The organism is Enorma phocaeensis, from assembly GCF_900186505.1.
Taxonomy (GTDB): Bacteria; Actinomycetota; Coriobacteriia; order Coriobacteriales; family Coriobacteriaceae; genus Enorma; species Enorma phocaeensis.
In genome coordinates this window covers 419,094-443,234 of sequence record NZ_LT891970.1, presented here as the reverse complement: position 1 = coordinate 443,234, position 24,141 = coordinate 419,094, and the positions used below count along the sequence as shown (strand labels likewise).

Annotated in this window: 18 protein-coding genes; 10 read left to right on the top strand and 8 right to left on the bottom strand. The window is 59.6% G+C overall.

The window, feature by feature from the left end:
• Positions 1-42: 42 nt before the first annotated feature.
• The 6 genes from brnQ to C1717_RS08170 all read left to right on the top strand — a co-directional run bounded on the left by brnQ (position 43) and on the right by C1717_RS08170 (position 7,880).
• Positions 43-1,386: a branched-chain amino acid transport system II carrier protein gene (brnQ, locus tag C1717_RS08195; protein ID WP_342745804.1), complete on the top strand. Its 1,344-nt coding sequence runs from the start codon at positions 43-45 to the stop codon at positions 1,384-1,386.
• A gap of 152 nt (positions 1,387-1,538) precedes the next feature.
• On the top strand, positions 1,539-3,125 hold the full coding sequence (guaA, locus tag C1717_RS08190; protein WP_102373100.1) for a glutamine-hydrolyzing GMP synthase: 1,587 nt from the start codon (positions 1,539-1,541) through the stop codon (positions 3,123-3,125).
• Between the two features lie 175 nt (positions 3,126-3,300).
• Positions 3,301-3,498, top strand: a complete 198-nt coding sequence (locus tag C1717_RS08185) for a type II toxin-antitoxin system RelB/DinJ family antitoxin (protein WP_180965892.1) — start codon at positions 3,301-3,303, stop codon at positions 3,496-3,498.
• A gap of 116 nt (positions 3,499-3,614) precedes the next feature.
• Complete coding sequence (locus tag C1717_RS08180) at positions 3,615-4,139, top strand: type IV toxin-antitoxin system AbiEi family antitoxin domain-containing protein (RefSeq protein ID WP_102372703.1); 525 nt, start codon at positions 3,615-3,617, stop codon at positions 4,137-4,139.
• A 14-nt stretch (positions 4,140-4,153) separates the two neighbouring features.
• Positions 4,154-4,957 carry a nucleotidyl transferase AbiEii/AbiGii toxin family protein gene (locus C1717_RS08175; RefSeq protein WP_245859577.1) on the top strand — a complete coding sequence of 268 codons (804 nt, stop codon included), beginning with the start codon at positions 4,154-4,156 and terminating at the stop codon, positions 4,955-4,957.
• A 382-nt stretch (positions 4,958-5,339) separates the two neighbouring features.
• Positions 5,340-7,880, top strand: coding sequence for a DEAD/DEAH box helicase (locus tag C1717_RS08170; RefSeq protein WP_102372701.1), 2,541 nt, complete (start codon positions 5,340-5,342; stop codon positions 7,878-7,880).
• 599 nt (positions 7,881-8,479) lie between these two features.
• Here C1717_RS08170 and C1717_RS08165 read toward each other — a convergent pair.
• From C1717_RS08165 to C1717_RS08155, 3 genes are all read right to left on the bottom strand, one after another.
• Positions 8,480-9,310, bottom strand: a complete 831-nt coding sequence (locus C1717_RS08165; protein WP_102372700.1) for a class I SAM-dependent methyltransferase — start codon at positions 9,308-9,310, stop codon at positions 8,480-8,482.
• 114 nt (positions 9,311-9,424) lie between these two features.
• Positions 9,425-10,030: a class I SAM-dependent methyltransferase gene (locus C1717_RS08160; RefSeq protein ID WP_102372699.1), complete on the bottom strand. Its 606-nt coding sequence runs from the start codon at positions 10,028-10,030 to the stop codon at positions 9,425-9,427.
• On the bottom strand, positions 10,017-10,634 hold the full coding sequence (locus C1717_RS08155; RefSeq protein WP_102372698.1) for a class I SAM-dependent methyltransferase: 618 nt from the start codon (positions 10,632-10,634) through the stop codon (positions 10,017-10,019). Before C1717_RS08155 ends, C1717_RS08160 begins: the two co-directional genes overlap by 14 nt.
• A 486-nt stretch (positions 10,635-11,120) precedes the next feature.
• On the opposite strand from C1717_RS08155, the gene C1717_RS08150 reads away from it, so the two are divergent.
• From C1717_RS08150 to C1717_RS08140, 3 genes are all read left to right on the top strand, one after another.
• On the top strand, positions 11,121-12,113 hold the full coding sequence (locus tag C1717_RS08150; protein WP_102371457.1) for an IS30 family transposase: 993 nt from the start codon (positions 11,121-11,123) through the stop codon (positions 12,111-12,113).
• A 196-nt stretch (positions 12,114-12,309) separates the two neighbouring features.
• Positions 12,310-13,611, top strand: a complete 1,302-nt coding sequence (locus C1717_RS08145) for an ATP-binding protein (RefSeq protein ID WP_102372697.1) — start codon at positions 12,310-12,312, stop codon at positions 13,609-13,611.
• Between the two features lie 217 nt (positions 13,612-13,828).
• Positions 13,829-14,110 carry an AAA family ATPase gene (locus C1717_RS08140; RefSeq protein ID WP_281255280.1) on the top strand — a complete coding sequence of 94 codons (282 nt, stop codon included), beginning with the start codon at positions 13,829-13,831 and terminating at the stop codon, positions 14,108-14,110.
• A gap of 72 nt (positions 14,111-14,182) precedes the next feature.
• Here the strand turns inward: C1717_RS08140 and C1717_RS08135 are convergent, their stop codons facing one another.
• The 3 genes from C1717_RS08135 to C1717_RS08125 form a co-directional block, all read right to left on the bottom strand.
• Positions 14,183-14,551, bottom strand: a complete 369-nt coding sequence (locus C1717_RS08135) for an ACT domain-containing protein (RefSeq protein ID WP_102372696.1) — start codon at positions 14,549-14,551, stop codon at positions 14,183-14,185.
• Positions 14,552-14,668: 117 nt separating this feature from the next.
• Complete coding sequence (locus C1717_RS08130; protein WP_219722300.1) at positions 14,669-15,631, bottom strand: DMT family transporter; 963 nt, start codon at positions 15,629-15,631, stop codon at positions 14,669-14,671.
• A gap of 744 nt (positions 15,632-16,375) precedes the next feature.
• Positions 16,376-17,482 carry an IS110 family RNA-guided transposase gene (locus C1717_RS08125; protein WP_102372695.1) on the bottom strand — a complete coding sequence of 369 codons (1,107 nt, stop codon included), beginning with the start codon at positions 17,480-17,482 and terminating at the stop codon, positions 16,376-16,378.
• Between the two features lie 259 nt (positions 17,483-17,741).
• Between C1717_RS08125 and C1717_RS08120 the strand changes: the two genes are divergently transcribed.
• Positions 17,742-19,016 carry an ATP-binding protein gene (locus C1717_RS08120; RefSeq protein WP_102372694.1) on the top strand — a complete coding sequence of 425 codons (1,275 nt, stop codon included), beginning with the start codon at positions 17,742-17,744 and terminating at the stop codon, positions 19,014-19,016.
• A 381-nt stretch (positions 19,017-19,397) separates the two neighbouring features.
• On the opposite strand, the gene C1717_RS08115 is transcribed toward C1717_RS08120, so the two are convergent.
• A complete protein-coding gene (locus C1717_RS08115; protein ID WP_102372693.1) occupies positions 19,398-21,833 on the bottom strand; it encodes a hypothetical protein in 2,436 nt (811 codons plus the stop codon).
• Positions 21,834-21,848: 15 nt separating this feature from the next.
• Positions 21,849-23,726: a DUF262 domain-containing protein gene (locus C1717_RS08110; RefSeq protein WP_102372692.1), complete on the bottom strand. Its 1,878-nt coding sequence runs from the start codon at positions 23,724-23,726 to the stop codon at positions 21,849-21,851.
• Positions 23,727-24,141 lie beyond the last annotated feature (415 nt).

Sequence of the window (24,141 nt, the reverse complement as noted above, 5' to 3'; positions counted from 1 at the left end):
TTGAGCTGGCGGTAAGCGGTATCCGGAAATAGGGGGATGCACGTGTCAGAACCTGAGATGACGAACGGAAAGAGGCTCTCGGCGCGGGCATCTCTCACGGTAGGGGCGACGCTCTTTTCGATGTTCTTCGGCGCGGGGAACCTCATCCTGCCACCGCTTCTGGGCGCTCAAGCCGGGCAGGATGCCCTGCCTGCGCTCATAGGCTTCCTTGTCACTGCTATCGGGTTTCCGGTGCTCGGCATCGTGACCGTGGCACTCGCTGGTGACCTCAAGCATCTGGCGGGGCGGGTAAGCGGCTGGTATGCATCGCTCTTCGCCATCCTTGTCTACCTTGCCATAGGTCCGTGCCTCGCCATCCCTCGCACCTCGTCGACGGCGTTTGAGATGCTCGTGCCGTTGCTGCCTGCGGACGCCCCGGTGCTTGCTGTTTCAGTGGCTTTCTCCGTCGTGTTTTTTGCGGTGGCGTTCGCGCTCGCCCTGCGCCCGGGTAAGCTCTCCCATGTGCTCGGCCGCATCTCTGCACCTGCACTCATCATCCTCATCGTCCTCGTAGTGGGCTCCTCCATCATCGCGCCGCTCGCCCCGGCGCAGCCTGCGGTCGTCCCGTATACCCAAAACGCTGCCGTGCAGGGATTCATCAACGGCTACCAGACCATGGACCTGCTTGCGGCTTTGTGCTTTGGGATCGTGATCGCCCTGAACGTGCGCGATTTAGGTGTGGAGCGGCCAAGCGCCGTGGCTTTCGAGATCTCGCGCGCAGGCGTGATCGCCGGCGTGCTCATGCTCGTCATCTACTGCGGTCTGGGGTACGCGGGTGTGGTTACCGGTGCGCTCGTGCCGGGCGCCGGCAACGGGGCGCAAGTGCTTACCGCAGCTGCGACCGGGCATTTTGGCACGGCAGGCACCGTCATCGTCGCGGCGATCTTCCTCATTGCGTGCCTGAACGTGTGCACGGGCCTTATCAGCAGCTGCGCGAGCTACTTCGCCGAGACGTTCCCACGGGTGCCCTATCAGGTTTGGGCAGCTGTCTTTGCCGTGTTCTCGTGCGCGGTGTCGAACTTCGGCCTTACCGCGATCATCACGTTCTCGGTGCCACTGCTCAACGCTCTCTATCCGCCGGCAATCGTGCTCGTGCTCATGGGGCTCGTCGCGCGCCAGGTCGATCGCGTCCCTTACGTGTGGAAGTGGGTCGTGGCGATCGTTGCGGTCGAAAGCGTTCTTGCGAGCGTGCGCGATGCGTTCGCCCAGGGCATCTGGCTGCCGTTCGACGCGCTGCCCTTGGCGGATCTGGGATTGAGCTGGGTGGTCCCTGCTCTTGCGGGCGTTGCCATCGGCATCATCCATTCGGTTGTCGTCGCCTCGGCCTCGCGGGAGCCTGAAGAGTAGGGCGTGCCAGGTCCCTCTGTGCGTGTTCATGCTGTGACGAGGGCTTTCATGGGCGATGGGCGTGTAAAATTATCGAGTTCGACATGATGCGCCCTTGGCGGGCGCTGCGCAATCGAGAGGGGATGCCTGTGGCTTCGCATGCTAACGACCAAGTGAACCAGAAGGTGCTCGTATTCGACTTTGGCGCGCAATATGGGCAGCTCATCGCCCGGCGCGTCCGTGACCTGCATGTGTATTCGGAGATCGTGCCCTGCGACATCACCGCTGACGAGGTGCGCGCCCTTAAGCCGGCGGCGCTGATTCTCTCGGGTGGGCCCGCTTCGGTCTACGCCGAGGACGCCCCATCGATCGATCCCGCGATTTTCGAGCTCGGATTGCCGGTGCTGGGCTTCTGCTACGGTCACCAGATCATGGCCGTGACGCTCGGCGGCGAGGTCGCCCATTCCGAGGTGGGCGAGTACGGACCGGCGACCATCGAGCGCGAGCGCGAGAGCGCGCTGTTCAACGCCACGCCGCTCGAGCAGACGGTGTGGATGAGCCATCGCGACGCCGTGGACCGCGTGCCCGAGGGCTTCACCGTCACGTCGCGTACCGAGGTGTGCCCTGTCGCCTCGATGGAGTGCCCGGAGCGCAAGCTCTACTCTACGCAGTTCCATCCCGAGGTGCGCCACACCGAGTACGGGCAGCAGATTCTCTCGAACTTCCTCTTCGATATCTGCGGGCTCGAGCCCACATGGACCATGGACAACCTGGTGGAATCCATGACCGCGCAGATTCGCGAGCAGGTGGGCGATGACCGCGTGATCCTGGCGCTCTCGGGCGGTGTGGATTCCTCGGTGGTCGCCGCGCTCGGCGCGCGCGCCATCGGCCGCCAGATGACCTGCGTGTTCATCAATCACGGCCTGCTGCGCAAGGGCGAGCCTGAGCAGGTGGAGGAGGTCTTCACCAAGCAGTTCGATGTCGATTTCATCCACGTCCATGCCGAGGATCGTTACGCCGCGCTGCTCGACGGTGTGACCGAGCCCGAGGAGAAGCGTCGCATCATCGGCACGCAGTTCTGGAAGGAATTCTTCGCCGTCGCCCAGCAGCTCGAGCTGGATGGCCGCCCGGTGAAGTACCTCGCGCAGGGAACCATCTACCCCGACATCATCGAGTCCGGCGCACGTAAGACCGGCGGCAAGGCCTCGACGATCAAGAGCCATCACAACCTCATCCCGTTCCCCGATGGCGTGCACTTCGACCTGATCGAGCCGCTTGACCATTTCTTCAAGGACGAGGTGCGCGAGCTCGGCTTGGCCCTGGGCCTGCCCGAGCATATCGTGTACCGCCAGCCGTTCCCCGGCCCGGGTCTTGCGATCCGCATCATCGGTTCCGTCTCCCCGGAGAAGCTCGAGATCCTGAAGAACGCGGACGCCATCGTGCGCGAGGAGCTCGATGCTTACAATGCGCGGCTCTTCGAGCTGACGGGCGAGCGCAACAGTGAGCACAGCTGCTGGCAGTACTTCTGCGTGCTGCCCGACATCAAGAGCGTGGGTGTTATGGGTGACGAGCGCACCTATGCGCGTCCCGTCATTCTGCGCGCCGTTGAGTCGAGCGACGCCATGACCGCCGACTGGGCGAAGCTGCCTTATGAGGTGCTGGCTCGAATCTCGAGCCGCATCGTGGCCGAGGTTCCCGGCGTGAACCGCGTGGCGTACGACATCACGTCGAAGCCGCCTGCGACGATCGAGTGGGAGTAATAAAAATACGTGCAATACACGTGCATGACAGTATAGATAGCACCCATGGCGCATTGCATCATGGGTGCTATCTTTGTGTATGGAAGTAGGGTCACGCCATGACGGATTCCAGGGACAGACCGCCTGCCGCGCGTACAATCGCCGTATTGTGCACACACGAGGCAGGGAGGTCCGCATGGAGACGGTCAACGTCACCGTACGCATGGAGAGGCAGACGAGGGACGACGCGGCGAAGCTCTTCACGGAGCTCGGCATCAGCATCATCCAGGCGATCAACATGTTTCTCAAGCAGGCAGTGAGGGAGCAGAGAATTCCCTTCGAGGTCGCCGCCAGGCCCATAATCGAGTATGGCAACGAGAGCATGGAAAAGTAAGCACGTGTGCCCATCGCGTCGGCCGCCGCAGCGCCCTTACGGCTAGGCCAGCCGCCATCACAGGGCTGCATACTTTTGATAGGTCGAAAGTATAGTAAATATGCTATACTTTCGGCATGGCAAAAATCGACGACATATACGAGGCGGTAGACGACTTCGGCCTAATCACCTCTGCCGAGGCGGCCGAGCTCGGCATGTCCAGGGCGGAGATGGTCCAGCAAGAAAAGCTGGGGAAGCTCGTGCGCGTCGCGCGCGGGGTGTACCGCATGCCCATTTGGCCGTCGCAGCCGCAGGCGCCCTATGCCATCGCCGTGAAGGCGGCGGGTGAAGGGGCCTTCCTCTGCGGAGAGTCGGTTGTGGCGCTACTGGGGCTGGCGCCGACGGACCCTACTAAAATGCGTCTCGCGTCGCCGAGGCGCTGCCGGCGCAATCTGGGCCCCGGGGTCACCTTGGAGCGAATGGGCGGGACGCTCCCCGTCTACCTGGACGGCATCGCCTGCCAGCCCTTGCCGGCCGCCATCGCGGCAGCCTCGAAGACCATGGGGGTCGACAGGGCCATCGAGGCCGCAAGCGAGGCGCTCGCACGCGGCTACATAACCAAAGAGGAGGAAGAGCGGATCAAGGAGGAGATAGCCCGATGAGGAGGCCCAACAGCATGCGCCATCTCGACGACGCGATACGCAGGCTCTGCGGGGGCGCGCCCCAGGACTTCGTGAGGGCGCGCACCGTGATGGCGAACGCGATCGTGGCAAGCATGCTCCCCGACGGGGTCGTCAAGGGCGGCAGCGCGCTCAAGATGCGCTTCGGCGAGGAGAACACGCGGTTCACCACGGACCTGGACACCGCCACGGCGACCGATCCCGCAGCCTACGCCGCCCAGCTCGACTCGAGGCTCCGCTCCGGCTGGGAGGGGTTCTCCGGCCGCGTGGTAGAAAGGGACCCGGCCTCGCCCGATGGGATTCCCGAGCAGTACGTCATGCAGCCGTATGACATCAAGCTGGACTACCTCGGGAAGCCCTGGTGCACGGTGCCGCTCGAAGTCGGCCACAACGAGATGGGCGACGCAGACGCCGCAGACTGGGCCGAGCTGACGGACGCCGACGAGCTCTTCGAGGCGATGGGGTTCCCCGCGCCCGGCAGAGCTCCCCTCATGCCGCTCGACCACCAGGTCGCCCAGAAGCTCCACGCCGTCTCCGGCCCGGGCGATCGGGCCCGCGATCTCATCGACCTCCAGCTGATCGACGCCAGAGCCGAGGTTGACCTTACGGCTGCGAGGGCCGTCTGCCGGAGGCTTTTCTCCTACAGGCGGGCGCAGGCCTGGCCGCCGGCCATTGCCAAGCAAAAGGGATGGGACGAGATGTACGCCGCCCTCGCAGAGGGCCTGCCCGTGCTCCAGGATGTTGACGAGGCGATTCGGTGGGCCAACGAATTCGTCGCCAGGATCGAAGACGCCCGGTAGGCTCGGGCGGAAGCGGACGGGCGGTGCCGGCCTGGGGAAAGCGCGCAGCAGGAACGGGGCCCGTCTACTGCTTCTCTCTTGCCATGCAATCAAAACGCCTTGAGAGCCCACTCGCCAGCTTTCGTGACCCACAAAAGCGCCCTGCCCCGCCCTGAAATCCGTGACCCAGATTTGACCCCATGGATTCGCGGCAATTATTGAGACTGGGCGTAAAAAGAACGAACTGGAGAGAGGTTTTTGCTATTGAAGAGGTATCTGAAAAGGTCCTGGAACAAACTGAGAACCTCAAGGCAGAATCGAACTGCAGCTACGAAGCGATGAAATGGTCAAAGCAGGCAACATCTGATTTGCAACGTCGAACAGCATAGCTAAGGACTATCAAATGGTTGATTTTAAAAAGATGGCAGCATCGCAGAACCCTACGCTGCGCATAAAGCCTGATGAGATTTTCGATAGGCTGCCGAAACCCCAATCCTTTGATGATTTACATAGCAGCCAGGCTGAGGTACTTGATGCATGGTTTGCTAACAGAAAAACGAAAGACACCGTTATCAAGCTTAATACGGGAGGTGGCAAAACCCTTATAGGCCTGCTGATTGCCCTCTCTAGTGCACGAGAGCTAAAACGTGGAGCATTGTACCTTGTCGACAACAAACAGCTCGTCCATCAAGTGTGCGAACAAGCAAGGACACTTGGAATACCCGCTTCCGAATATAACGGAAGAGTATCGCTTACTGCGGATTTCAGAAATGGCTCAACGATTCTCGTTGCCCATTATCAAGCCCTCTTTAACGGCAAGTCCTCCTTCGGCTTGGAAGGAGGACCCGAAGCCGAGGAAGTTTCAGTAATCATCATAGATGATGCGCACTCTTCCTTTGACTCGGTTCGAAGCGCATTCACGGTGGAGGTAAATGCATCGGATGCGCCTGGCTTATATCAAGAAGTTGCGACGCTCTTTCGCTCAAGCTTTGATGATATCGATAGGGTGTCAACTTTCGACGATTTCGTTTCTGGGGCTCGCACAGCTGGCGAAGAGGTGCTGGAGGTCCCATTCTGGGCGTGGGAAAAGCATCGACAGAAGGTCGCCCGAAGCATTTCTGATTTCGCAGCGTCAAACGAAAAAGGCACGCTTACGGCAAACTCTATAAGCTTTGGCTGGGATCTCATCAAAGACGATCTCAAGTACTGTCTTGCAACGCTGAGTCGCGACAGATTCTCAATTACTCCAATTCTTCCCCTTGTGGAGAAGTTTCCGACATTCGAAGAAGCACCTAGAAGAGTGTACATGTCTGCAACGTTTGCTGACGAAAGTGCGATCGTTAGATCTTTTGGATGCAAGAAAGATGACATCAACGTCATCTCCCCCAAAACACTTGCTGGTGTAGGGCGGAGGATGGTTCTCGAGATTGGGGCAAAAGAAGAGCTTCGAACCGCGCTCGTCGAGAAAATGATTGCCCTTGCGAAAGACAAAAAGGGCGTCGTAGTCCTCGAACCGAGTTTTGCAACTGCAAAGCAATGGGAACAATTGGGAATCCCCGCTGTAAAAGGAAGCGAGGTTGTTCAGGCTGTAAACGCCCTGAAGGCAAGCAAGCTGGACACACCTATTGTATTTGCAAATCGATACAACGGTATTGACTTGCCAGGCGATGCATGCCGTATGCTTGTCGTCTCAGGCCTCCCCAAGGGGATGTCCGATTACCATAAATTGATGTCGAAAATCCTAGTCCATAGCAAAGTCTATGCCCGCTCAATCGCCCAAAACATTGAGCAAGCAATGGGCAGAGGTACAAGGGGTTCGGGTGATTACTGTGTCGTTGCTTTGATTGGATTCGATCTTTGCGAGTGGGTTAATGACAACCGCCACGCTGTGTTCTTGACCCCTACAACAAGAGCCCAAATCGAATGCGGGCAAGGCATTATGAACGAAGTAAAGTCAGCAAAAGACTTCGTTGAGGTTATCGACCAGGGAGTCAATGACGACCCCGATTTTGCAGCCTATTTGTCAAGCTATGTGGCAGATAAGGTCAACGATTTTGAATTTGTTGACGACAGCATGCTCGAAGATTTTGCTCTCTGTGAAAGAAAAGCGCTAAACGAATGGCGCAAAGGCAGGAGTGGTCGAGCTGTCGAGCTCCTAAAACAATTTACGAATAGTGAAAATATAGACAATTCAGTAAAGGGGCTTGTCCTCCGCCTGGCAGCTCAAATTGCCTATTCGGATGACGATGTAGAGACTTCCAGAGAGCTACAAACTCGCGCAAACGGGCTCAACCGTTCACTTGCTAAGCCCATGTTCTCTAGCTCAGACTCTGACGTTAGCTTGCAAGCAAGAAAGATAATTGAATTCATTTCGCGCCAAACTCGAAAAAGCAGCGATGTGTCGACGAAATTCGACACAGACTTGAAATCCTTATCGGAGCAATGCGATTCAAAAGAATTCGAATCAAAACTTGAGCTGCTGGGGAAATACCTTGGTGCTAGCTCGAAACGTTACGACGATAACGGTGACGGACCCGACGTTGCCTGGGTTTTTGAAGAAGAGGGTATTGCTTTTGCCTTTGAGGCAAAAAACGAAAAACTATCGGATAATCCGCTCACGAAACAAGAACATGGACAGCTTCAGGTCGCAAAAGAGTGGTTACGAGCTCAGTATCCAAAAATGAATTGTTTTGCAATATCTGTTCATCCAAATAATTTGGCATACAAGAATGCAAGTGCAGAATCAGCATTAGTGCTTACGCTTAATAAGCTTAACGGGCTTGTAAAATCGATTGGTCAATTGATTGCGATCCTAAGTCATGGAACGCTTAATGAGAGAGGTCGATTGGCGGAATGCGAGACGCTAATCGACCAACATAACCTTCGCCCCGAACAGATCCTTGATGCCAGGGTTGAAACATTCATAGCTAAGGAACAAGGGTAGACTCGTGGTGGATTCCTCGCCAAAACCGACCGTATTAAAGCGCTTGAGATGTTTTTCAATCTTGGTCATTACAACGGCTGATCTTAGTTTTCAGAAGAGACAACTGCTGGATAACGGATGCACAGAAGTTTTGGCGGCATCCATCCATGCCAACATCCTCGAGTTCATGCAGGAAGGGAGGACCTTTTAAGGGCTTGTAGAGCTTCTCTACCTTGTCCTCCCTTGACATATAGCACCCGTGCGACTATTCGGTACTGCTCGCAGCTTGCCGTGACCCACCGTGACCCACGAAATCACCCCCGGTTGACCCGAAAACCGTGACCCAGATTTGACCCCATGGATTTTCGTCACTTTTTGAGACTGGGTGTAAATAGGATTCACTAGAACAAACTGCGACAAACTGGGACAAACTAGAGAGAGTTTTTAACTATTGAGTGGGAATAGAACAGACGTTCGATAAAATAATATAGTATCAGATAGCGGGCACGGTTTCAATCGAATCCGTGCCCGCTGCTGTATGTGTGTCCTAGCACGCCCAATATGCGCCGAAAAAGCCGTCTTCTTCAACGTCAAAGTGAATGCGCTTCATTTTTTGCCTCTCAAAATCTTATTTTCACGATTTGCATTTTCATCCCGTTGTCACCGACCCTTGCGAGAAACCGGAAAAAGCCGCTAACAGAAGGGTCTCTCAAATCGTTGTAACCCAGCATATAGCCGCGACTTGTGACCTGCAGACGGCTGTTCCACGTGCCGATTTCCTTGGCGGCATCCGAAACCGCAAAATATGCCCCCACATCCTTGATTTTTGCAGTCTTAAGCCATGTTTTTGCGATCATCTTTACTGCCGTTCGATTGGCAGCATCAAAGACCAGCACGCCGCCGGGGAAAGCGTCCGCCATCTCCCGCACCAGTTCCCGGACCTGCTGGGTCAGAAAGTAATAGAACACCCCGGAGGCAAAGAACACCGCCCCGCCGGAGGCATCGATTTTGCCGAACCATGCGGTGTCTTTCAGATCGCAGGGGATATTTTGTTCTCGATCCTCGGCGGGCAGCAGCTGCTGCCGCAAGGCAATCACATCCGGGAAGTCCAGATTGTAGATCTTGCATCTACCGTTGTCGCAGGTTCTGCCGGTGTTGTCCAGCCCGCAGCCCAGATTGACCACCGCCGCATCGGGGTGGCCTTTCAGGTAATCCCGCACCTCGAAAGCAAGATCACCCTGCCGCATGGCCACCTCCAGCGCACCAAAGCGCTGCATCAGGCTGCGGGAGTTTTTCTCTGCCTCTGAAAAGTCGTAGTCGATCTGGTCGAGCAGGCGAACCGCTGTTTCATCCCTGTAAAGGTTCGGGTACAGCTCCGTACACAGCTTCCGGGAATACAGCGGGAGGGTCAGCGTCTCCTGCACGGTGTCTTTCTCAATTATGCATTTCATAGGTTTCTTCCTCAGTGAATAAAACTGTCACAATTGCCGCCAGCACAGCCGCTATGGCCGTCACGCCTATCGCCATGTGCAGGATGGATGCAAAAATGCCCGTGCTTGGTGTCCTTACTTCCGTGCCGTGACGCAGAGCCACCTTTTCTTTTTGCGTATCTGCACCTCGTGAAAGCCCGCCTGCTCCAGACACGCCTTTAATTCAATGTCCTTGTAGATGGTCATGCCGCCGATGATCCGCGTCCACCTCTCGTCCTTATCCGTATCGCCATCGCTCTCGTTGCAGATAAGAATTGTCCCGCCTGGCTTCAGCGTCCGCCAGACCTCACGGAAGCATCGGGGCAAATCAGGCCAGAAATAGACGGTCTCGAAGGCCGTGGCGGCGTCGAAGCAGCTATCCTCAAACACCATATCCGCCACACTGCCTTGCAGAACGGCGCAACGCCCCTCCTGAATTGCGGTACGGTTGAGCTTTCTAGCCATCTCCACGCTGACGGGCGAATAGTCGATGCCCTTGACGACGCCATGCGGGCATTTTTTCAGCAGCCGTTTTATGTTTGCCCCGCCGCCGCAGCCGCAATCTAGCACCTTGGCGTTTGGCGCAAGTCGTAGAAATCGAAGTCCCCACCGCGCCACAGGGCTGTGGCCCAGATTCATCATGGCAACCATAAGTTTTCCGCCGAGGCCCACGGGCTTGCGGGTGTTTTCAAAGAACGACATCTGGCTCCTCCGATTTCGTGCATTTCGCATAGGTCAACGGGAACGAGGCCTTCAGCACCGCGCTTTTCCGCACCGCCCAGCCGTTTTGACGCAGGAAACGTAGGTATTCCTCGCTTGTCCATCTGCTGTGGAGGGGGAATCCCGCCATACTCATGAAAAAGGCTTTTGCCTTGCCGGAAATCGAGTTTCCCGCGTGGGTGAAGGTTGGCGCGATGAGCACGCCGTCGTCCTTCAGTACCCGTCTGATTTCTTGCAGTGCCTTTTCCGGATGCGGCACTATGTGAAGCGCGTTGGACGCGATCACCACTTCGAAGGACTTCTGTGCATAGGGCAGGCGGAACATATCTTGTACGGAAAAGTGCAGCTTTGCGGATTGATTGTCCCGCCTTGTTTCAAGGATCATCTTTGCAGAAGCGTCCGTAGCCTCGATATGCGCCGCCGCATTCACGATGCTCTTTGCGATAAGCCCCGTGCCGGTGGTAACTTCCAGTACGGTTTTTGCTTTCACCACCGGCCTGATCAGCTCATACGCCGCCCGGTCCTTTCGCATGAAGCGGTCGTACCGACTGGCATTCTTGTCCCAGAAGCCCTTGCGTTCGTGCATGGCTATCGCCCCCAAATAGTTAGAATCATCTAACTATAACAGACGAATCATGCAGTAAGATAAGGCTAACCTTATTTTCTTGGCTAAGACGCATCTCTTCGGTTTTCGCTTATAACGGCGCGAGTCAGATACTAGGCTGGAGCTGAAGAAGGAGCTTGGCGGACAGGTAGGTCGATAACGGTTCCCGGAACGGTGATCCAGCCAATTACACCAGGGCTCTAGTCATGCTGGTAAACCCAATCCATGACGGGAAATAGGTCCTTTTCTCTAGTTCGACGTCTTTCGCGGGCGACGGGTTAACGTGGCTGGCGGGATTCCCTGCACAAAGCCGTTGTCGTCACCGCCTCCAGGCATTCCCGAAATCGCGAATCAAGGGCCTGATTCGCCCTTAGTTTTTCATTCCAAGTGCAACAACGCCCGATGGGGACGGCCCATGGCGCCCTGATACGATGGTGCTTGCGACGACAACATCATCAGGAGGCAGCCATGGGCCGGTACAGCCATCTTACCATCGAGGAGCGCGAGGACGTCATGTGCCTGCGCAGGCAGGGGAAGGGCGTCTCCGAGATCGCCCGCGAGATCCACAGGGACAAGTCCACCGTGTCCAGGGAGCTCGCGCGCAACTCCTGCGCCGCGTCGACCGCGCGCCCCTGGTACCGGGCCTCGACCGCCCAGCGGCGCTACGAGGCGCGCAGGGAGGCGTGCCGCAGGCCGCGGCTGCTCGACGACCCCGAGAGGCTCGAGCTCGTCAGGGAGCACGTGCTCGAGGGGCGCTGGTCGCCCGAGCAGCTGGAGGGGCGCATCCGCCTCGAGCGCCCCGACCTCGCCGTCAGCGACACGACGATCTACCGCGCGATCGGCTCCGGCGCGCTCGACCGCTGCGTGGGCGGCCGAAGGGCGTCGGCGAGGCTGAGGCGCGGCGGCAGGCGGCGGAAGCGCCGGGACGGCTCCGAGCTGCGCGGGAAGATCAAGGTGTCGCACGAGCTCTCCGAGCGGCCCGCCGAGGCGGGCGCCCGCTCGCGGGTCGGCGACTGGGAGGGCGACACGGTCGCCGGGCGCGCCGGCGGCGCGTGCCTCGTCACCATGGTCGACCGCATGAGCGGCTACCTGGCCGGCCGCAAGTCGCCCTCGAAGAGGAAGGGCGACGTGAGGGGGGCGATGGTCGAGTCGATGCGCGGCCACGCCGTGGAGACCGTCACCCTGGACCGGGGCAAGGAGTTCGCCGAGCACGCCCTGTTCACCGAGGCCGTCGGGGCCGAGTGCTACTTCTGCCCGCCGCACCACCCGTGGGACCGCGGGACCAACGAGAACACCAACGGGCTGCTGAGGCAGTACTTCCCAAAGGGCTGCGACCTGGACGCCGTGAGCGACGAGGAGGTCGAGAGGGTGTACGATGAGCTGAACCGCAGGCCTCGCAAGCGCCTGGGGTATCTGACGCCGTACGAGGTCTACCGATCGGCCTCGTTGCACTTGCTGTGAAAAACTAAGCCCAAATTGCGCACGAATCAGCCCTTAGGCGGTACGATGCGGCACGTATCGACAACACTCGGACTGGATTAGTCGCTGAGTGGGAGTAAAGTTCCGACTGATTTTCTCTAAATCTGGTTCTTTTACGGCCTTATTTTCGCTAAATCTTGCGAAAATAAGGCCGTAGCCATTTCAAGGGAGGGTCAGCGTGGAACGATTCCTCATGAACGAGCTCGTTGCCTGGAAGGACGGGCCCCGTCGCAAGCCGCTCATTCTCAACGGCGCGCGCCAGGTCGGCAAGACGTGGCTGCTCCGGGAGTTCGGCAGGACGCAGTTCGAGAACGTCGCGTACGTGAGCCTCGACGACAACGCGAGGATGCGCGAGCAGTTCGAGCTGGGCTACGACATCCCGCGCATCATCGCGGCCATCCAGTTTGAGACGGGGGAGGCGGTGTCAGAGGGCGCTACGCTCATCGTCTTCGACGAGATCCAGGCATGCCCCAAGGCACTCACCTCCCTCAAGTACTTCTGCGAGGACGCGCCCGGGTACGCGGTGGCGGCAGCCGGCTCGCTTCTGGGCATCACCGTGCACGAGGGCAGCGGGTATCCCGTCGGGAAGGTGAATACGCTTGACCTTTATCCCCTTAGCTTTCGGGAGTTTCTTGTAGCAACGGGAAACCGGACGCTCTGCGACCTTGTCGACACGGGCGATGCCAGCCTTATTAACAGCTTCTCAAGCAAGCTCATTCCGCTCCTCCGCCAGTACTACTACGTCGGCGGCATGCCGGAGGCGGTGAGCGTCTTCCTTGAGCGAGGCCTGTTGGAGGATGCTCGCGAAGTGCAGCTCGATATTCTGCGCGGCTACGAGCGCGACATCTCGAAGCACCTAAGCAGGGCCGAGACCGAGTACACGCTCGCGGCGTGGCGGTCGATCCCGTCCCATCTCGGGAGGGAGAACAAGAAGTTCGTGTTCAGCCACATCGCCAAGGGGGCGCGGGCGAGAAACTACCAAGCCGGCATCACATGGCTCACGCAGGCCGGCATCACGACCCTCGTCCGCAGGATATCGAAGCCCGGAATCCCGCTCGCCCCCTACGCCGACGACACGGCGTTCAAGCTCTTCCTGGTGGATGTCGGCCTGCTGGGCGCTATGGCCGGGCTCGACAAGGAGGCGGTCATCGGGGGGAACGAAATCTTCGAGGAGTTCAAGGGCTCCCTCACCGAGCAGTACGTCTGCCAGCAGCTCGTCTCAGACTGCGGGCTCACCCCTTACTACTGGTCGGCCGAGAACTCCTCGGGTGAGATTGACTTCCTGGTGCAGAACGCGAACAGCGTCTATGCCATCGAGGTGAAGGCGAAGGAGAACCTGCGCGCCAAGAGCCTCCGGGCGTTCAAGGGCGCTCATCCGAAAATAAGGTCCGTCCGCTTCAGCCTCTCGGGATACCGTGAGCAGGGTTGGATGAGGAACGTCCCGCTGTACGCGATGCCGAACATGGGGTTGTGGGGATAGGCCGAGCAATGTGATGGTCTGCGTGACTGTTTACGGGGAGGCGGCAATGGTCGTAGGGCCGGAGATGGGGCATGCAGTGATTTGAGCGGGACGTGTTTAGCGTGACAGCATTTTGAGCCGGGCGTCTCTGTGGCACAAGACACTTCTATTGAGAAGAAATGCCGCATACGGCAAAACTGCTCAATAGAACCGACTTGGAAACCAAGATGAGGTACGCGTGGAAATCGGGCATGACCAATACCTCAACAGACTCAACGGGCTTCTGCGCATGAGAAACGTCGACGTGTGCGTGACGGGGGGCAACTCGAAGCTCCTCTCGCATGACGTCATGACGGAGTTTCGGGGCCGCGGAGACGAGGTTCGAATACGGCCGTTGTCCTTCTCCGAGTTCATGCAGGGCTCCGGCGGCGACCGCTACCAGGGCTGGGTCGAGTACGTGGTGCGTGGAGGCATGCCGCTCGCTCGCGTGGCCCCGAATCAAAAGGGCATCACGATATAGAGACACCCTCGTGTCCTCCTACGTGAGGGGCAGGCGCACCACAAAGACGCTGCCTAGGAGAAGGCGGTGCCGTCACTCGACGATTTCGTATCCCGCTCGCTCGAGAATGTCCAGTGCTCTCTGGTAGCTCTCCTTCTTCACCAGAACGTAGTCGGTGTTGTAGGTCGAGATGGCAAAGATCGAGATGCCGTTCTCCGCCAGCGTCTCCGCGATGCCGGCCAGTATCCCGATGAGAGGGAAGTCCAGCATCCCTTGGATGCGGAAGCCCCTCAACCAGCCGTCTCGCTCAACAACGTTCGACGGGACATCGCTGGTGGCGCATACCAGGGAGTTCTCTTCATCCGTCTTGCCGATGAAGCAGTACTCTGCGCCAAGGTCTACCAGCGAGTAGTCCTTCACCTTGCATACCGAGAAATCCTGATCGAGCTCCTTCGGCTTCATGGGGCCTGCCCCTCCTGTATTCCGATTCCGCCCCTTCCCCTTAGATAATCGCATTGTCCCCGCCGGCTGCGGCATCCGACCGAACGTTCGGAGGCCGCAGCTGCCTCATTGGCGCGGCTATACCGTCGGTCTCTGCGCACGATCCCCTCTCAGCGCGGGCACTTGCGCGAGGCACACGCCGGCGAGGATAACGACCACGCCCAGCCATTCGATGATACCGAGGGGCTCGCTAAGCACGATCATGGCGATGAGAAGGCCGGCGGGGAGCTCGGCGGCGGCCATGACGGTGGAGAGGCCGGCGGGCAGGTGCGGCGAGCCCAGGCCGAAGAGCAGCACCGGGCACATGAGGCCGAAGAGGCCCGCTATGGCGGCGAAGGGCAGGATGCCCTGAAAGACGACGCCGGAGACGAGGTAGTCCGGGCACACGATGAGCGACATGAGGCCGGCGCCCAGGCACACGATGACGCCGCGCTGCTCGTTGGAGCACTCTACCTCGACCTTGCCGGAGAGCGTGACGAACAGCGAGCAGGTAACGGCCGCGCCGAGGGCGCAGGCAAGCGCTACGGGATCGTAGCCGGCAAGCCCCGTCTTGTAGACGCCGCTTGCGAACACAGTGCCGAACACGATGACCGCGGCCGAGGCGACTTCGAGGGGCCTGGGCGCGCGGCGCGTCATGACGGTCTGCCAGACGAGCCCCATCCAGGTGAACTGGAACAGCAGCGTGAGCGCCACGGGCGCGGGCAGCACGCTCATGGCGTAGCAGTACAGGATCGAGGTGGTGCAGGTGAGAGCGCCGAGACCCATGAGCTTAAGTGCCTGCAAGGGCTCGATGCGCCGCAGGCGCTTGCTGCGCACGCACCTCAGGGCGGCGGCGATCGCGAAGAACAGGCAGCCGAACCAGGCCTGGCTCGCCACCACCTGCGCAGAGGTGAACCCTGCCGCGTACGCGAGCTTGTACGTGGTGGCCATGGCGCCGTAGCAGGCCCCGCCTGCGAAAACCTGCAGGGCGGCTATTACCCGGCGGCGACCGGGCGTCGCGGCTTCGACAGTAGAGGTCTCCCGATCGATCACATGCTTCATGCCCTCTCCTCCTTCCGCCCCGCATGACGCGGGGCACAGGCTCCACACGACCCGAGCCATCGGAAGGAGGCGCTGCCCGTCGGGAAGACACTGACGACCGGTATGAAAAAACCACGCGACCGAGACCCGGTTGCGTGGCAAAAAGGTGGCTTGCGCCCAGAAAAGTCCACACGATTTTAGACCGGTTCAGTCTAAAGAACGCTCCTGAGGAAGTCAAGAACTAAGTCGCCGCACCTGCGCGCAGGCGTTCCAGCATCAAACGGGCTTTGAGCGAGAACCGGCCGAGCCGCCTCGCGGCATCGCTTGCAGCGCGCTTGACATCACGCGGAACGGGTCCATAATGAGCCTTGAAAATCTCAGCGGATTTTTCTGGATGCCGTCACCTTTTCGCCGCTCGCCTGCCTCTGGCAGACGGGCGGCTTTTCTAATATGAGCTGAACATTGTCAAGAGGCAAAACCGGCCCGACCGCCCGCGGAGCTACCGCGACCGGTCGGGCCTACCTATCTTCACCCGGGGGCGCCGCCGCTTGAGGGCGTGTCTGTTCGACGCACGTTCGGCATTCTAATATCCGCGCGTGGCCTCGTCGGCTGCGCATTTCGTTGCTACGGCTGGGGGCCTCGGCCGAAGTCTGTATGGCGGGCGTGGCGGTTCCCCGCTGCCCATAAAAAGAGACTCGAGTGGCCTCCCAACGGCCTCGAACGCGGCGGGCCCCGGGGTCGGACCCTGTTTCGCTCGGGCGGCCGCTACTCCGCGGCCATCCTCGCTATCGCCCAGGCCCAGCACGCCATCTCGCGCGCGGTGGCGCAGTTGGCGACGACGGGGCGCTTGCCGGCCCCCGCCATCGCCTCCCTGCGGTCGATGAGCCTGCGGTTGCACTTCGTCGCGTGCCTCCTCACCGCGGGGGCGACCTCCTGGCCCGGGGCGAGCGGCTTCGGGTCGCGCGAGGACATCGGCACGTGCCAGGCGGCCTCGACGAGGGCGGAGCGCACGTGGGCGTTGCCCGCCCGCGTGATCCCGCCCTTCGACGACGTCTCACCGCTCGAGTGCTCCGAGGGCGTGAGGCCGCACCACGACGCGAAGGCCGGGGCGGTGGGGAAGCGGGAGAAGTCGCCCGCCTCGCAGGCGAGCAGGAACGCCGTGGCGACGTCGCAGCCCTTCACGCACCTGAGGGCGTCGACGACGGGCCTCCACTCCGGCCTCCCGGCCGACTCGGCGACCTTCCCCGCCAGCTCGTCGCGCGCCTCCTGGCAGCGCCTCACGCAGTCGCGGTAGTGCTCGTAGGCGGCGGCGTCATCGGGCTCGTCGAACTCGATCGCGTCGGCCCACTTCCAGTACGCGCGCGTCCAGTTGCCCCTCCTGCGCCCGGTCGGCGTCGACTCGTCGAAGACGTGGCCGTGGCGCAGCAGGAACTTCGACATCCGCTGCTTGGCGCGCTGGAGGTCGTCGCGCGCGTCGGCGAGGGCCCGCGACAGGTCGCGGGCGGCCTCGGTGCGCTCGTCGGGGACCCACACCTCGACGACGTTCCTGGTCGCGAGCAGGCGCGCCAGGAACTCGGCGTCGCGCCTGTCGGTCTTCCTGCCCCTGTCGGCGGCGGGCCGCTGCATCTTGGAGACGGCGCCCACGACGCAGTCCAGGCCGAGCGCGCGCAGGGCGCGGCAGAGGTGGAAGCCGGTGACCCCGGACTCGTAGACGGCCCTCGGGGACTCGAAGCCGAGCGCCCACTCGGCGACCGCCGCCGGGTCGTAGCCGAACGAGGCCCGCTCGGCCTCGCCTGTCATCGGGTTCAGGGCGAAGGCCTTGATGCTGCGGGCGTGGACGTCGAGACCGATGGCTGTGACATAATGGGACATGGCCCCTCCTCTGTCGTATGTGGCGCGCGGCCACGGTTGCGGGATACGACCATTGTCGCCCGACCCACGGACCTGCGACAGGAGGAGGGGCTCAATGTTCAGCTCATATCGTCTGAGGAGCCGATTTGCCAAACTTGCTGGTCTCTTTTGGGCTCCCATTGCCTAACTGTTCAAGTTAGGGGGTATTCATTGAAATTATGTGCTAAATACCCTCTAACTCGGGTACGAACGAAGCAAAGAACGACGATGGAGGTGGGAAGTGGAGCTATTCAGGCGTGAGAACTATCTCAGGAAGATTAGGGGCTTCTATCATGATGACGAGATCATAAAGGTTATCACCGGCGTGCGGCGCTGCGGAAAGTCCTGTCTTATGCAAACCGTTGCCCAAGAGCTCGTCGAGAGTGGCATCAGCTCGGCTTCCATCGTCTACCTCGATCTCGACAGTCGCAAGCTGCGGAAGGTCAAGACTGCCGACGAGCTCGAGGCAGCGATAGATAGTGCTTCCGCCGGCGCACCTGACGGATTGAAATACCTGTTCATTGACGAGGTTCAGAACGTGAGGGGCTACGAGGAGGTTGTGAACGCCTTTCGTACCGATGGGGGTTGGTCCATCTTCATCACCGGCTCTAACAGCTACCTGCTTTCGGGCGAGCTCATGACCAAGCTGACCGGTCGCTACATTGAGTTCGAGATGCAGACGCTCACCTTCAAGGAATACGAGGACATGAAGGTATTTCTCGGCAAGTCGGTCAACCCCAATCCCGTGGTAGAGCTCGATGCTTACATCTTGGAGGGCGGCTTTCCCAAGGCGCTCGGATACGAGGCACTCGTTGATAAGCGAGCTTACGTCAAGTCCGTTGTCGAGGAGATTCTGGAGAAGGACGTCCGTCGCAGGGTTCAAGTTCGTAACATGCCCGTGTTCGAAACGGTCAGAAAGTACATCACGAACAATTTTGGGGCAACGACAAGCCTGACTAATATCCTTGACGACCTTGCGAAGCAGGGTGTCCATATTAAGCGCGAGACGCTGGACCGCTACCTTCGGATACTCGAGGACGCCAAGATCATACGACGTTGCGAGCGCTTTGATATGAAGTCGCGCAGGTCGCTTCGAGGTGAGCAGAAGTACTATCTTGCCGACCTGAGCTTCTACTTCGCGCTCAACACGGACAACCGCATCAACTACGGGCCCGTGCTGGAGAACATCGTGTACAGCTACGCGCGGAGCTTGGGCTACGAGGTGAGCGTGGGGCGTATCGGCAAGCTCGAGTGCGACTTCGTCATGAGGTCGCCTGCGATGGAGTACGCCTACGTGCAGGTGGCGATGACCATCATGAATAGCCTCTCGACCGAGGATCGCGAGTACCGCCCGCTCGAGCAGGTACGGGACAACTGGCCCAAGTTCGTCATCACGCGCAACGACCCCATCCAGCACCGTAGCGGCATCGTGCACGAGAACGTGACAGAGCTGATCGGAGAGGGGCGGACGTTCGGGTTGGAACAAGCGAGCGCCTTGCCGGAAGTGGACTACTAGGAAGTTACTCTTATCTGCTCGGCCCTACTCTGACCCGCGCCAATTGCTTAGCAAGCTGCGTGACATGAAGCTGAACTGCGGTCTTCTATTCTGATGATGGTTGGGTTGTTCGCTGGCTACCCTTATCCACTCTAACCTACTCGGACCTACTCTCATCTACTCGGCATGAAGGGCAGGGCAGGTGAGAGACTTAAATACGCTAGAGCTTTCGAACAACGATGACATTCATGCTCCGATATCGCTCGGCGGTGAGCTGCCAGCCGCTTTTTGTACAGTTTCGCTTATGGAATTGTCGACAAACCCCTTGCGTTTCATAGAGCGCATCAGTGCTTATTGTCGGAACAACGTTGTTGGCAGCTGGCGCTTGTCCCTCAATGTCGCTCATGACCCCATCTTACCACCAGCTGGCAAGGCGCTCATCTTCTTGGTCGCCGTCTTCAGAGTCTTGGCGAGCTCATCACTGCTGCGTCGCATGAACTTCCGACTCCGGTTCAGGATCTTAATCATCTTCTTCGGGCTGATCTCATCCTTGTCATCCGCTCCATCGTTATCGTCATCGGGCACCTTATCGTCAGGCACTCCACGCTTTATCGTCTCGATTTCCACCTCAAGCTCGAGTATCCGCTGGTTCAGCACGGTATGGATCTCAGCGACGGAGTTGAGGTCGTCGTACCGCCCGATAAGCACTTCCTTGCAGAAGGCCACGAGCTTGGCGCACTCGTCCAGTACATAGCTCCCGTTCGTCACAAGTGCCATCGACGTCGCGGCAGAGACGCCGGAACCACCGACGGCTCCGAGCAGCGCGCCACCGCCGGCTATGAGCATAGTCCCGCCTGCCATGCCGGTGCCACCGGCGGCGATGGCGCCGCCGCCAAGAAATGCAAGGCTGGCACTCGTGAGAGCGGCTCCGTGCAGCGCGGCCGCCTCAAGCCCCAGAGCCGCTGCCAATGTCGGTGCTATGGCGGGTGCGAAGTAGAACGCGAGACCACCAGTCGCTGCCACGACAACCACGGTTCCTGCAGCTCCAACGACACGTTTGGTAACGGCACCGTCAAGCTTACCGCGTGCGCTGTTAACCGCTTTGTCTAGCTTCGTGAGGTCCTTCTTTTCCACGACGCTTTGGCGCTCGCAGAACACCTCGCCGAGGTAGTCGCTGCCGAGCTTGAGCCCCTTGTAGAGCTTGTCGTTGTCGCCATGTAGCGGAACGTAGGGCTTAAACCGCTTTGCCTCCATCGCGATGAGCCACAGCCAGGAGCTGTTTGCGCGGTTATCGAGTCGTGTCGCGACGGAGTCGTATATGGCATCACTGCCTAGGAAGTACCCGGCGCTTGCTGCCCAAACGAGGTCGACCGTTTCGACGACCATCTCGCTCCATTCCTTGAGCCATGCGCGCTTCCTCTCGGCGCGCTTTGGGTGCTTCTCTTCTGTGATGTCGTGGGCGACGATGGCGTATTCGATCGAGTGCAGCATTCGCGCCTGCATGAAGTCGAGCTTGAGGCAGCCAAGGTCGGAAAGCCCGTGCTCGTATGCCTCCTCTGGGCTCTCGCCCTCTTCCAACTCCTTGTCTTTGAGCGTGGCGTTTACGTCTACGACGCAGGCGATCATGAAAGTCGCCACGCCCACGTAGTTCACACGTAGGAAAAACGTGACGGGGTCCTTGCCCATGATGGCCCTCACGGCGGCGTCGGCGATGTCCACGCCGGTGAAGACGCCGCTCGACACGGTGACCATGCGGCGCATGGCGGGGGTGCCCCAGGGAAGAATGTCCTCGGGGGCGATTCGCTCGAGGTCGCCAATGCAGCGTATCCCAAGGTCCCTGACCTCGCGGGCAAGCCTCCTGCAGAAGTAGAACCCGCGCACGACGCACTGGTTTATGAGCACCGGGATGGTCTGCCTTCCGACCTCGCCGAGTATGCCGACCTCGGTGCGCAGGTCGAACTTCCTGACGCTGTCCTTGATTATCCTGCCGTTCTCGTCGTGGTCGGCAAGCAAGGTTCCGTTGAAGAGCTTGGTCACCCACAGACGGAAGCCCATGTCTCCGTCGCCGGACTCTTTGAAGAACGGGAGCGCCGAGAGCTCCTTCATGAGCGATACGAGCGGGCCGGGAATGCCGGTGCCGCCCATGAGCGCGCCGCTGGAGCCTGCCATGTCGCTTAGCATGTGGAAGAACCAGCCGATGGTTCCGAAGGCGATCTTCTCCTGGAAGTTCTTTCCGATGCAGGCCCTGTGCGACTCGGGGACGGGAGCAACGTGCAGCATGCCCGCCCTGTCGGTTCCCACGACAAGCCCGGTGAACTGGGTGAATATCGAGAAAAACAGGCCGCCGATGCTGAAATGGTGCGAGAAGTCGCGAAGGTGGTGCTGCAGTCCTCCGCCGAAGTCGTTGGTGTTGCCATCAGCCGCAATCGGGTGGTTCTTCTCGAGCGCTTTTATCGCGTCGTTCAGGTCATCCCCGGAGTAACCTTCCACGCGGGCGACCTTCATCACCACCTTCTCGATCTTGTCCCTGCCCCATTCGCTTGCGCGGTCAAGTGAGAACTCGCCTACGTAGAAGACGTCGATGAGACCGGAAAGCACGCCGCTACTCACCGCGACGATGTAGTCGAGCTTGTCGGCTTCGTCTACGTGGGGCTCCCACTTGATATCATCTTCAAGCGTCTCGGTCACGCCAGCGTAGACTTCGCTAATGTCCGACGAGCCTCCGAAAGAGCCGTTTCCGGCCATGAGGAGCTTCGGCCTCTTCTGGAAGGCAATCTCGTACTGGATGAGCGGCCTGTCGTCATCCATGAAGAAAGCAGTTGCGACTGTATTGTTCATTCCAGCTATGCCTCGCTAAAACTCGATATCGTCGAACGTGAATGCCTTCAATGCGAGCTTCACGAGCTTCTCGGTCCTCGCCTCAATCTGCTCCTTCGTCCAGCTGTCCACGCTCACGAGGTCGTCATTGAGGTTGAGTTCGTTGCGGTACCCGACGTTCGCGCCGTTTGAGTCCTTGCGGTCGCGTTTCTCGACAAAGGGCATGTTGCTCAGCTTCGAGTTGTAGCCGGTGATGGTCAGGTTGCCGAGGGTGTGGACGTATGCAGCCTGAATCTCCCGGGCTTTCGCCTTGTCTCCACCACCGATCATGTCCACCCAGCTCGCTGGGATGTTCTCGCCCTGGGGGAACACGTGCTCGATGGTCCATACGTAGTTACCCGACGGGTAGCGCTCCCAGAGCCCCTTCATCTCCTTGGTGACGCTTGGCTCCGCGAGCACGGTGAGGATGTAGCGCGTCATGTCCGGGTTCACGTCGTATATCGGTCCCTCAAGCCGCTCCTTGAAGGTCGCGTCGCTTGACGAAACGTCGACAAGCCTCCGCTTGATGTAGCGGGCGACGTCTACGCCCTCTATCCGCTCGTCCTCGATGCCCTCGCAGATGCTAATGAAAAGGCGCTCCAGATCGCGGGTGGGCGGCGTGTCGGTCACGTTGCGCCTCACGAAGAACCTGACCAGCAGCGCGGCGATTCCGGCGATGAGGCTGTCGTCCAGGTCGAGATCCGACCTTTTCTTCATGAGGTAGAGGAGCATCAGGTAGGAGGGGACGCCCTGAGCGCGTGCGATCTCCACGAGCTGGCGTACGAGCTCGGCGTCCATGCCCTCGCGGTCAACCCCGATGATTTGCGAATAGATGGCGGAGTTGCCGATGAGCTCGTCGAGCACCCCGAGCGCACCGGGGTTTTGGCCGATCCTCATTTCGTAGATCTTGAGCAGGTTCGAGCGGGTGGCCACCGAGCCGAGCGGCAGTTGTGCGCCGCCCTCCTGCACGAAGGGCCTGTTCACGTCGCGGCGGAAGGCGTCGTAGTTCTGGCGGAAGAAGCGCTCCTGGGTGGCGTAGTCGTCGCCAAGGTTGCTAAGCACCTCCTGCCATTGTTCAAAGTAGTAGTCGAGCTCGTCACCATCGGCGTCGGCCACCTTCGCAAGCAGGGTGTTCTTGATTAGGTCCACGGCGGAGAGGGGCACACCTCGGTTGTTCAGCGACGCGAACAGCGTGTAGGCGTCGGCGTGGCTGTCTACGTTGATCTGCACGAGCACGGCCGAGTAGAGAGCCCTGCTCTTGTCGAGCAGGGTGCGCACGGCATCGTCGTCACCCATGCCGGCGATCTCCTCGCCAAGCCGGTCATAGAAGTACTCGAATGCCTTAGACATCTTGCGCACGCCGTGGTACTTGGGCCTCTGCATCACGACTGCGAGTCCGACGTGTTCCTTGAGGATCCAGCGGTAGTCGTCCTGGTTGTGGTTCTGAACCTGAGGCACCACGCGCGTCATGCCCTTGTTCGACTTGAGGACGAGCCTGTTGCGCAGCGGTCTGATGTCGTCGAGCTGCATGTCCTCGTCTATGGCGTCTGGGTGCTCGTTGATGCGGGCGTACAGCGCTGCGAGTAGCAGGCTGATGGTAGTAAGCCTCTGCTGACCGTCGATGACTTCGAACTCCACTATGTTGGTCTTCGGGTCGATCTCGCCCTGGATGACGATGATGGATCCGAGGAAGTAGCCTGGGTCATTGTCGAAGACGTCGTCGTAGAGGTTCGCCCAGTCTCGCTGGCCCCATGTGTACTCACGCTGGTAACGGGGTATGTTGTAGACCTTCAGCGCATCGGTTGATAGGATGCTTGCTACGGAGGGATCACTTACGTTCTTGATCATCTCATCCTGGCTCTCGTTATACGGCATATGGTTTCGGTTGGTTTGATATGGAGACGGGCTTTCCTTACCTTTCGAATTGGATTCGGACTCGACGAGAAGGGGAGACCCAAGATGAATCTTATCGCACCAGGCGCCGTCGCTGCGTTTCGATTCGCCTTCCGGGAGCTTCCGAGGGAGGAGCCATCCAATATCGCCGCGCTTGAAGGGGGCGGCCGTGGTCTTGGTTCCTGTGTGCGGTCATCATGTCGAAATTGCTCACATTTTGATACACGCGGTGCTCAGAAGCCGGTGGCAGTCCGATTCTGAACACTAATCTGGACAACAATATGGACATGTCCGGAAATTGTCCTGAATAGACCAAGGCTTGCTTATAGTTCCCGTTGATCGATGGGCGTGTATGAGGTTGCGATTCGGCGCCAATTCGGTTGAGAGCGAGGCGCTC

Excerpts from the sequence above, each read along its gene's own strand:
- C1717_RS08185 (WP_180965892.1), top strand. The coding sequence starts at position 3,301 with ATGGAGACGGTCAACGTCACCGTACGCATGGAGAGGCAGACGAGGGAC.
- C1717_RS08180 (WP_102372703.1), top strand. The coding sequence starts at position 3,615 with ATGGCAAAAATCGACGACATATACGAGGCGGTAGACGACTTCGGCCTA.
- C1717_RS08175 (WP_245859577.1), top strand. The coding sequence starts at position 4,154 with ATGCGCCATCTCGACGACGCGATACGCAGGCTCTGCGGGGGCGCGCCC.
- C1717_RS08170 (WP_102372701.1), top strand. The coding sequence starts at position 5,340 with ATGGTTGATTTTAAAAAGATGGCAGCATCGCAGAACCCTACGCTGCGC.
- C1717_RS08165 (WP_102372700.1), bottom strand. The coding sequence starts at position 9,310 with ATGAAATGCATAATTGAGAAAGACACCGTGCAGGAGACGCTGACCCTC.
- C1717_RS08160 (WP_102372699.1), bottom strand. The coding sequence starts at position 10,030 with ATGTCGTTCTTTGAAAACACCCGCAAGCCCGTGGGCCTCGGCGGAAAA.
- C1717_RS08155 (WP_102372698.1), bottom strand. The coding sequence starts at position 10,634 with ATGCACGAACGCAAGGGCTTCTGGGACAAGAATGCCAGTCGGTACGAC.
- C1717_RS08150 (WP_102371457.1), top strand. The coding sequence starts at position 11,121 with ATGGGCCGGTACAGCCATCTTACCATCGAGGAGCGCGAGGACGTCATG.
- C1717_RS08135 (WP_102372696.1), bottom strand. The coding sequence starts at position 14,551 with ATGAAGCCGAAGGAGCTCGATCAGGATTTCTCGGTATGCAAGGTGAAG.
- C1717_RS08130 (WP_219722300.1), bottom strand. The coding sequence starts at position 15,631 with ATGAAGCATGTGATCGATCGGGAGACCTCTACTGTCGAAGCCGCGACG.
- C1717_RS08125 (WP_102372695.1), bottom strand. The coding sequence starts at position 17,482 with ATGTCCCATTATGTCACAGCCATCGGTCTCGACGTCCACGCCCGCAGC.
- C1717_RS08115 (WP_102372693.1), bottom strand. The coding sequence starts at position 21,833 with ATGAACAATACAGTCGCAACTGCTTTCTTCATGGATGACGACAGGCCG.
- C1717_RS08110 (WP_102372692.1), bottom strand. The coding sequence starts at position 23,726 with ATGCCGTATAACGAGAGCCAGGATGAGATGATCAAGAACGTAAGTGAT.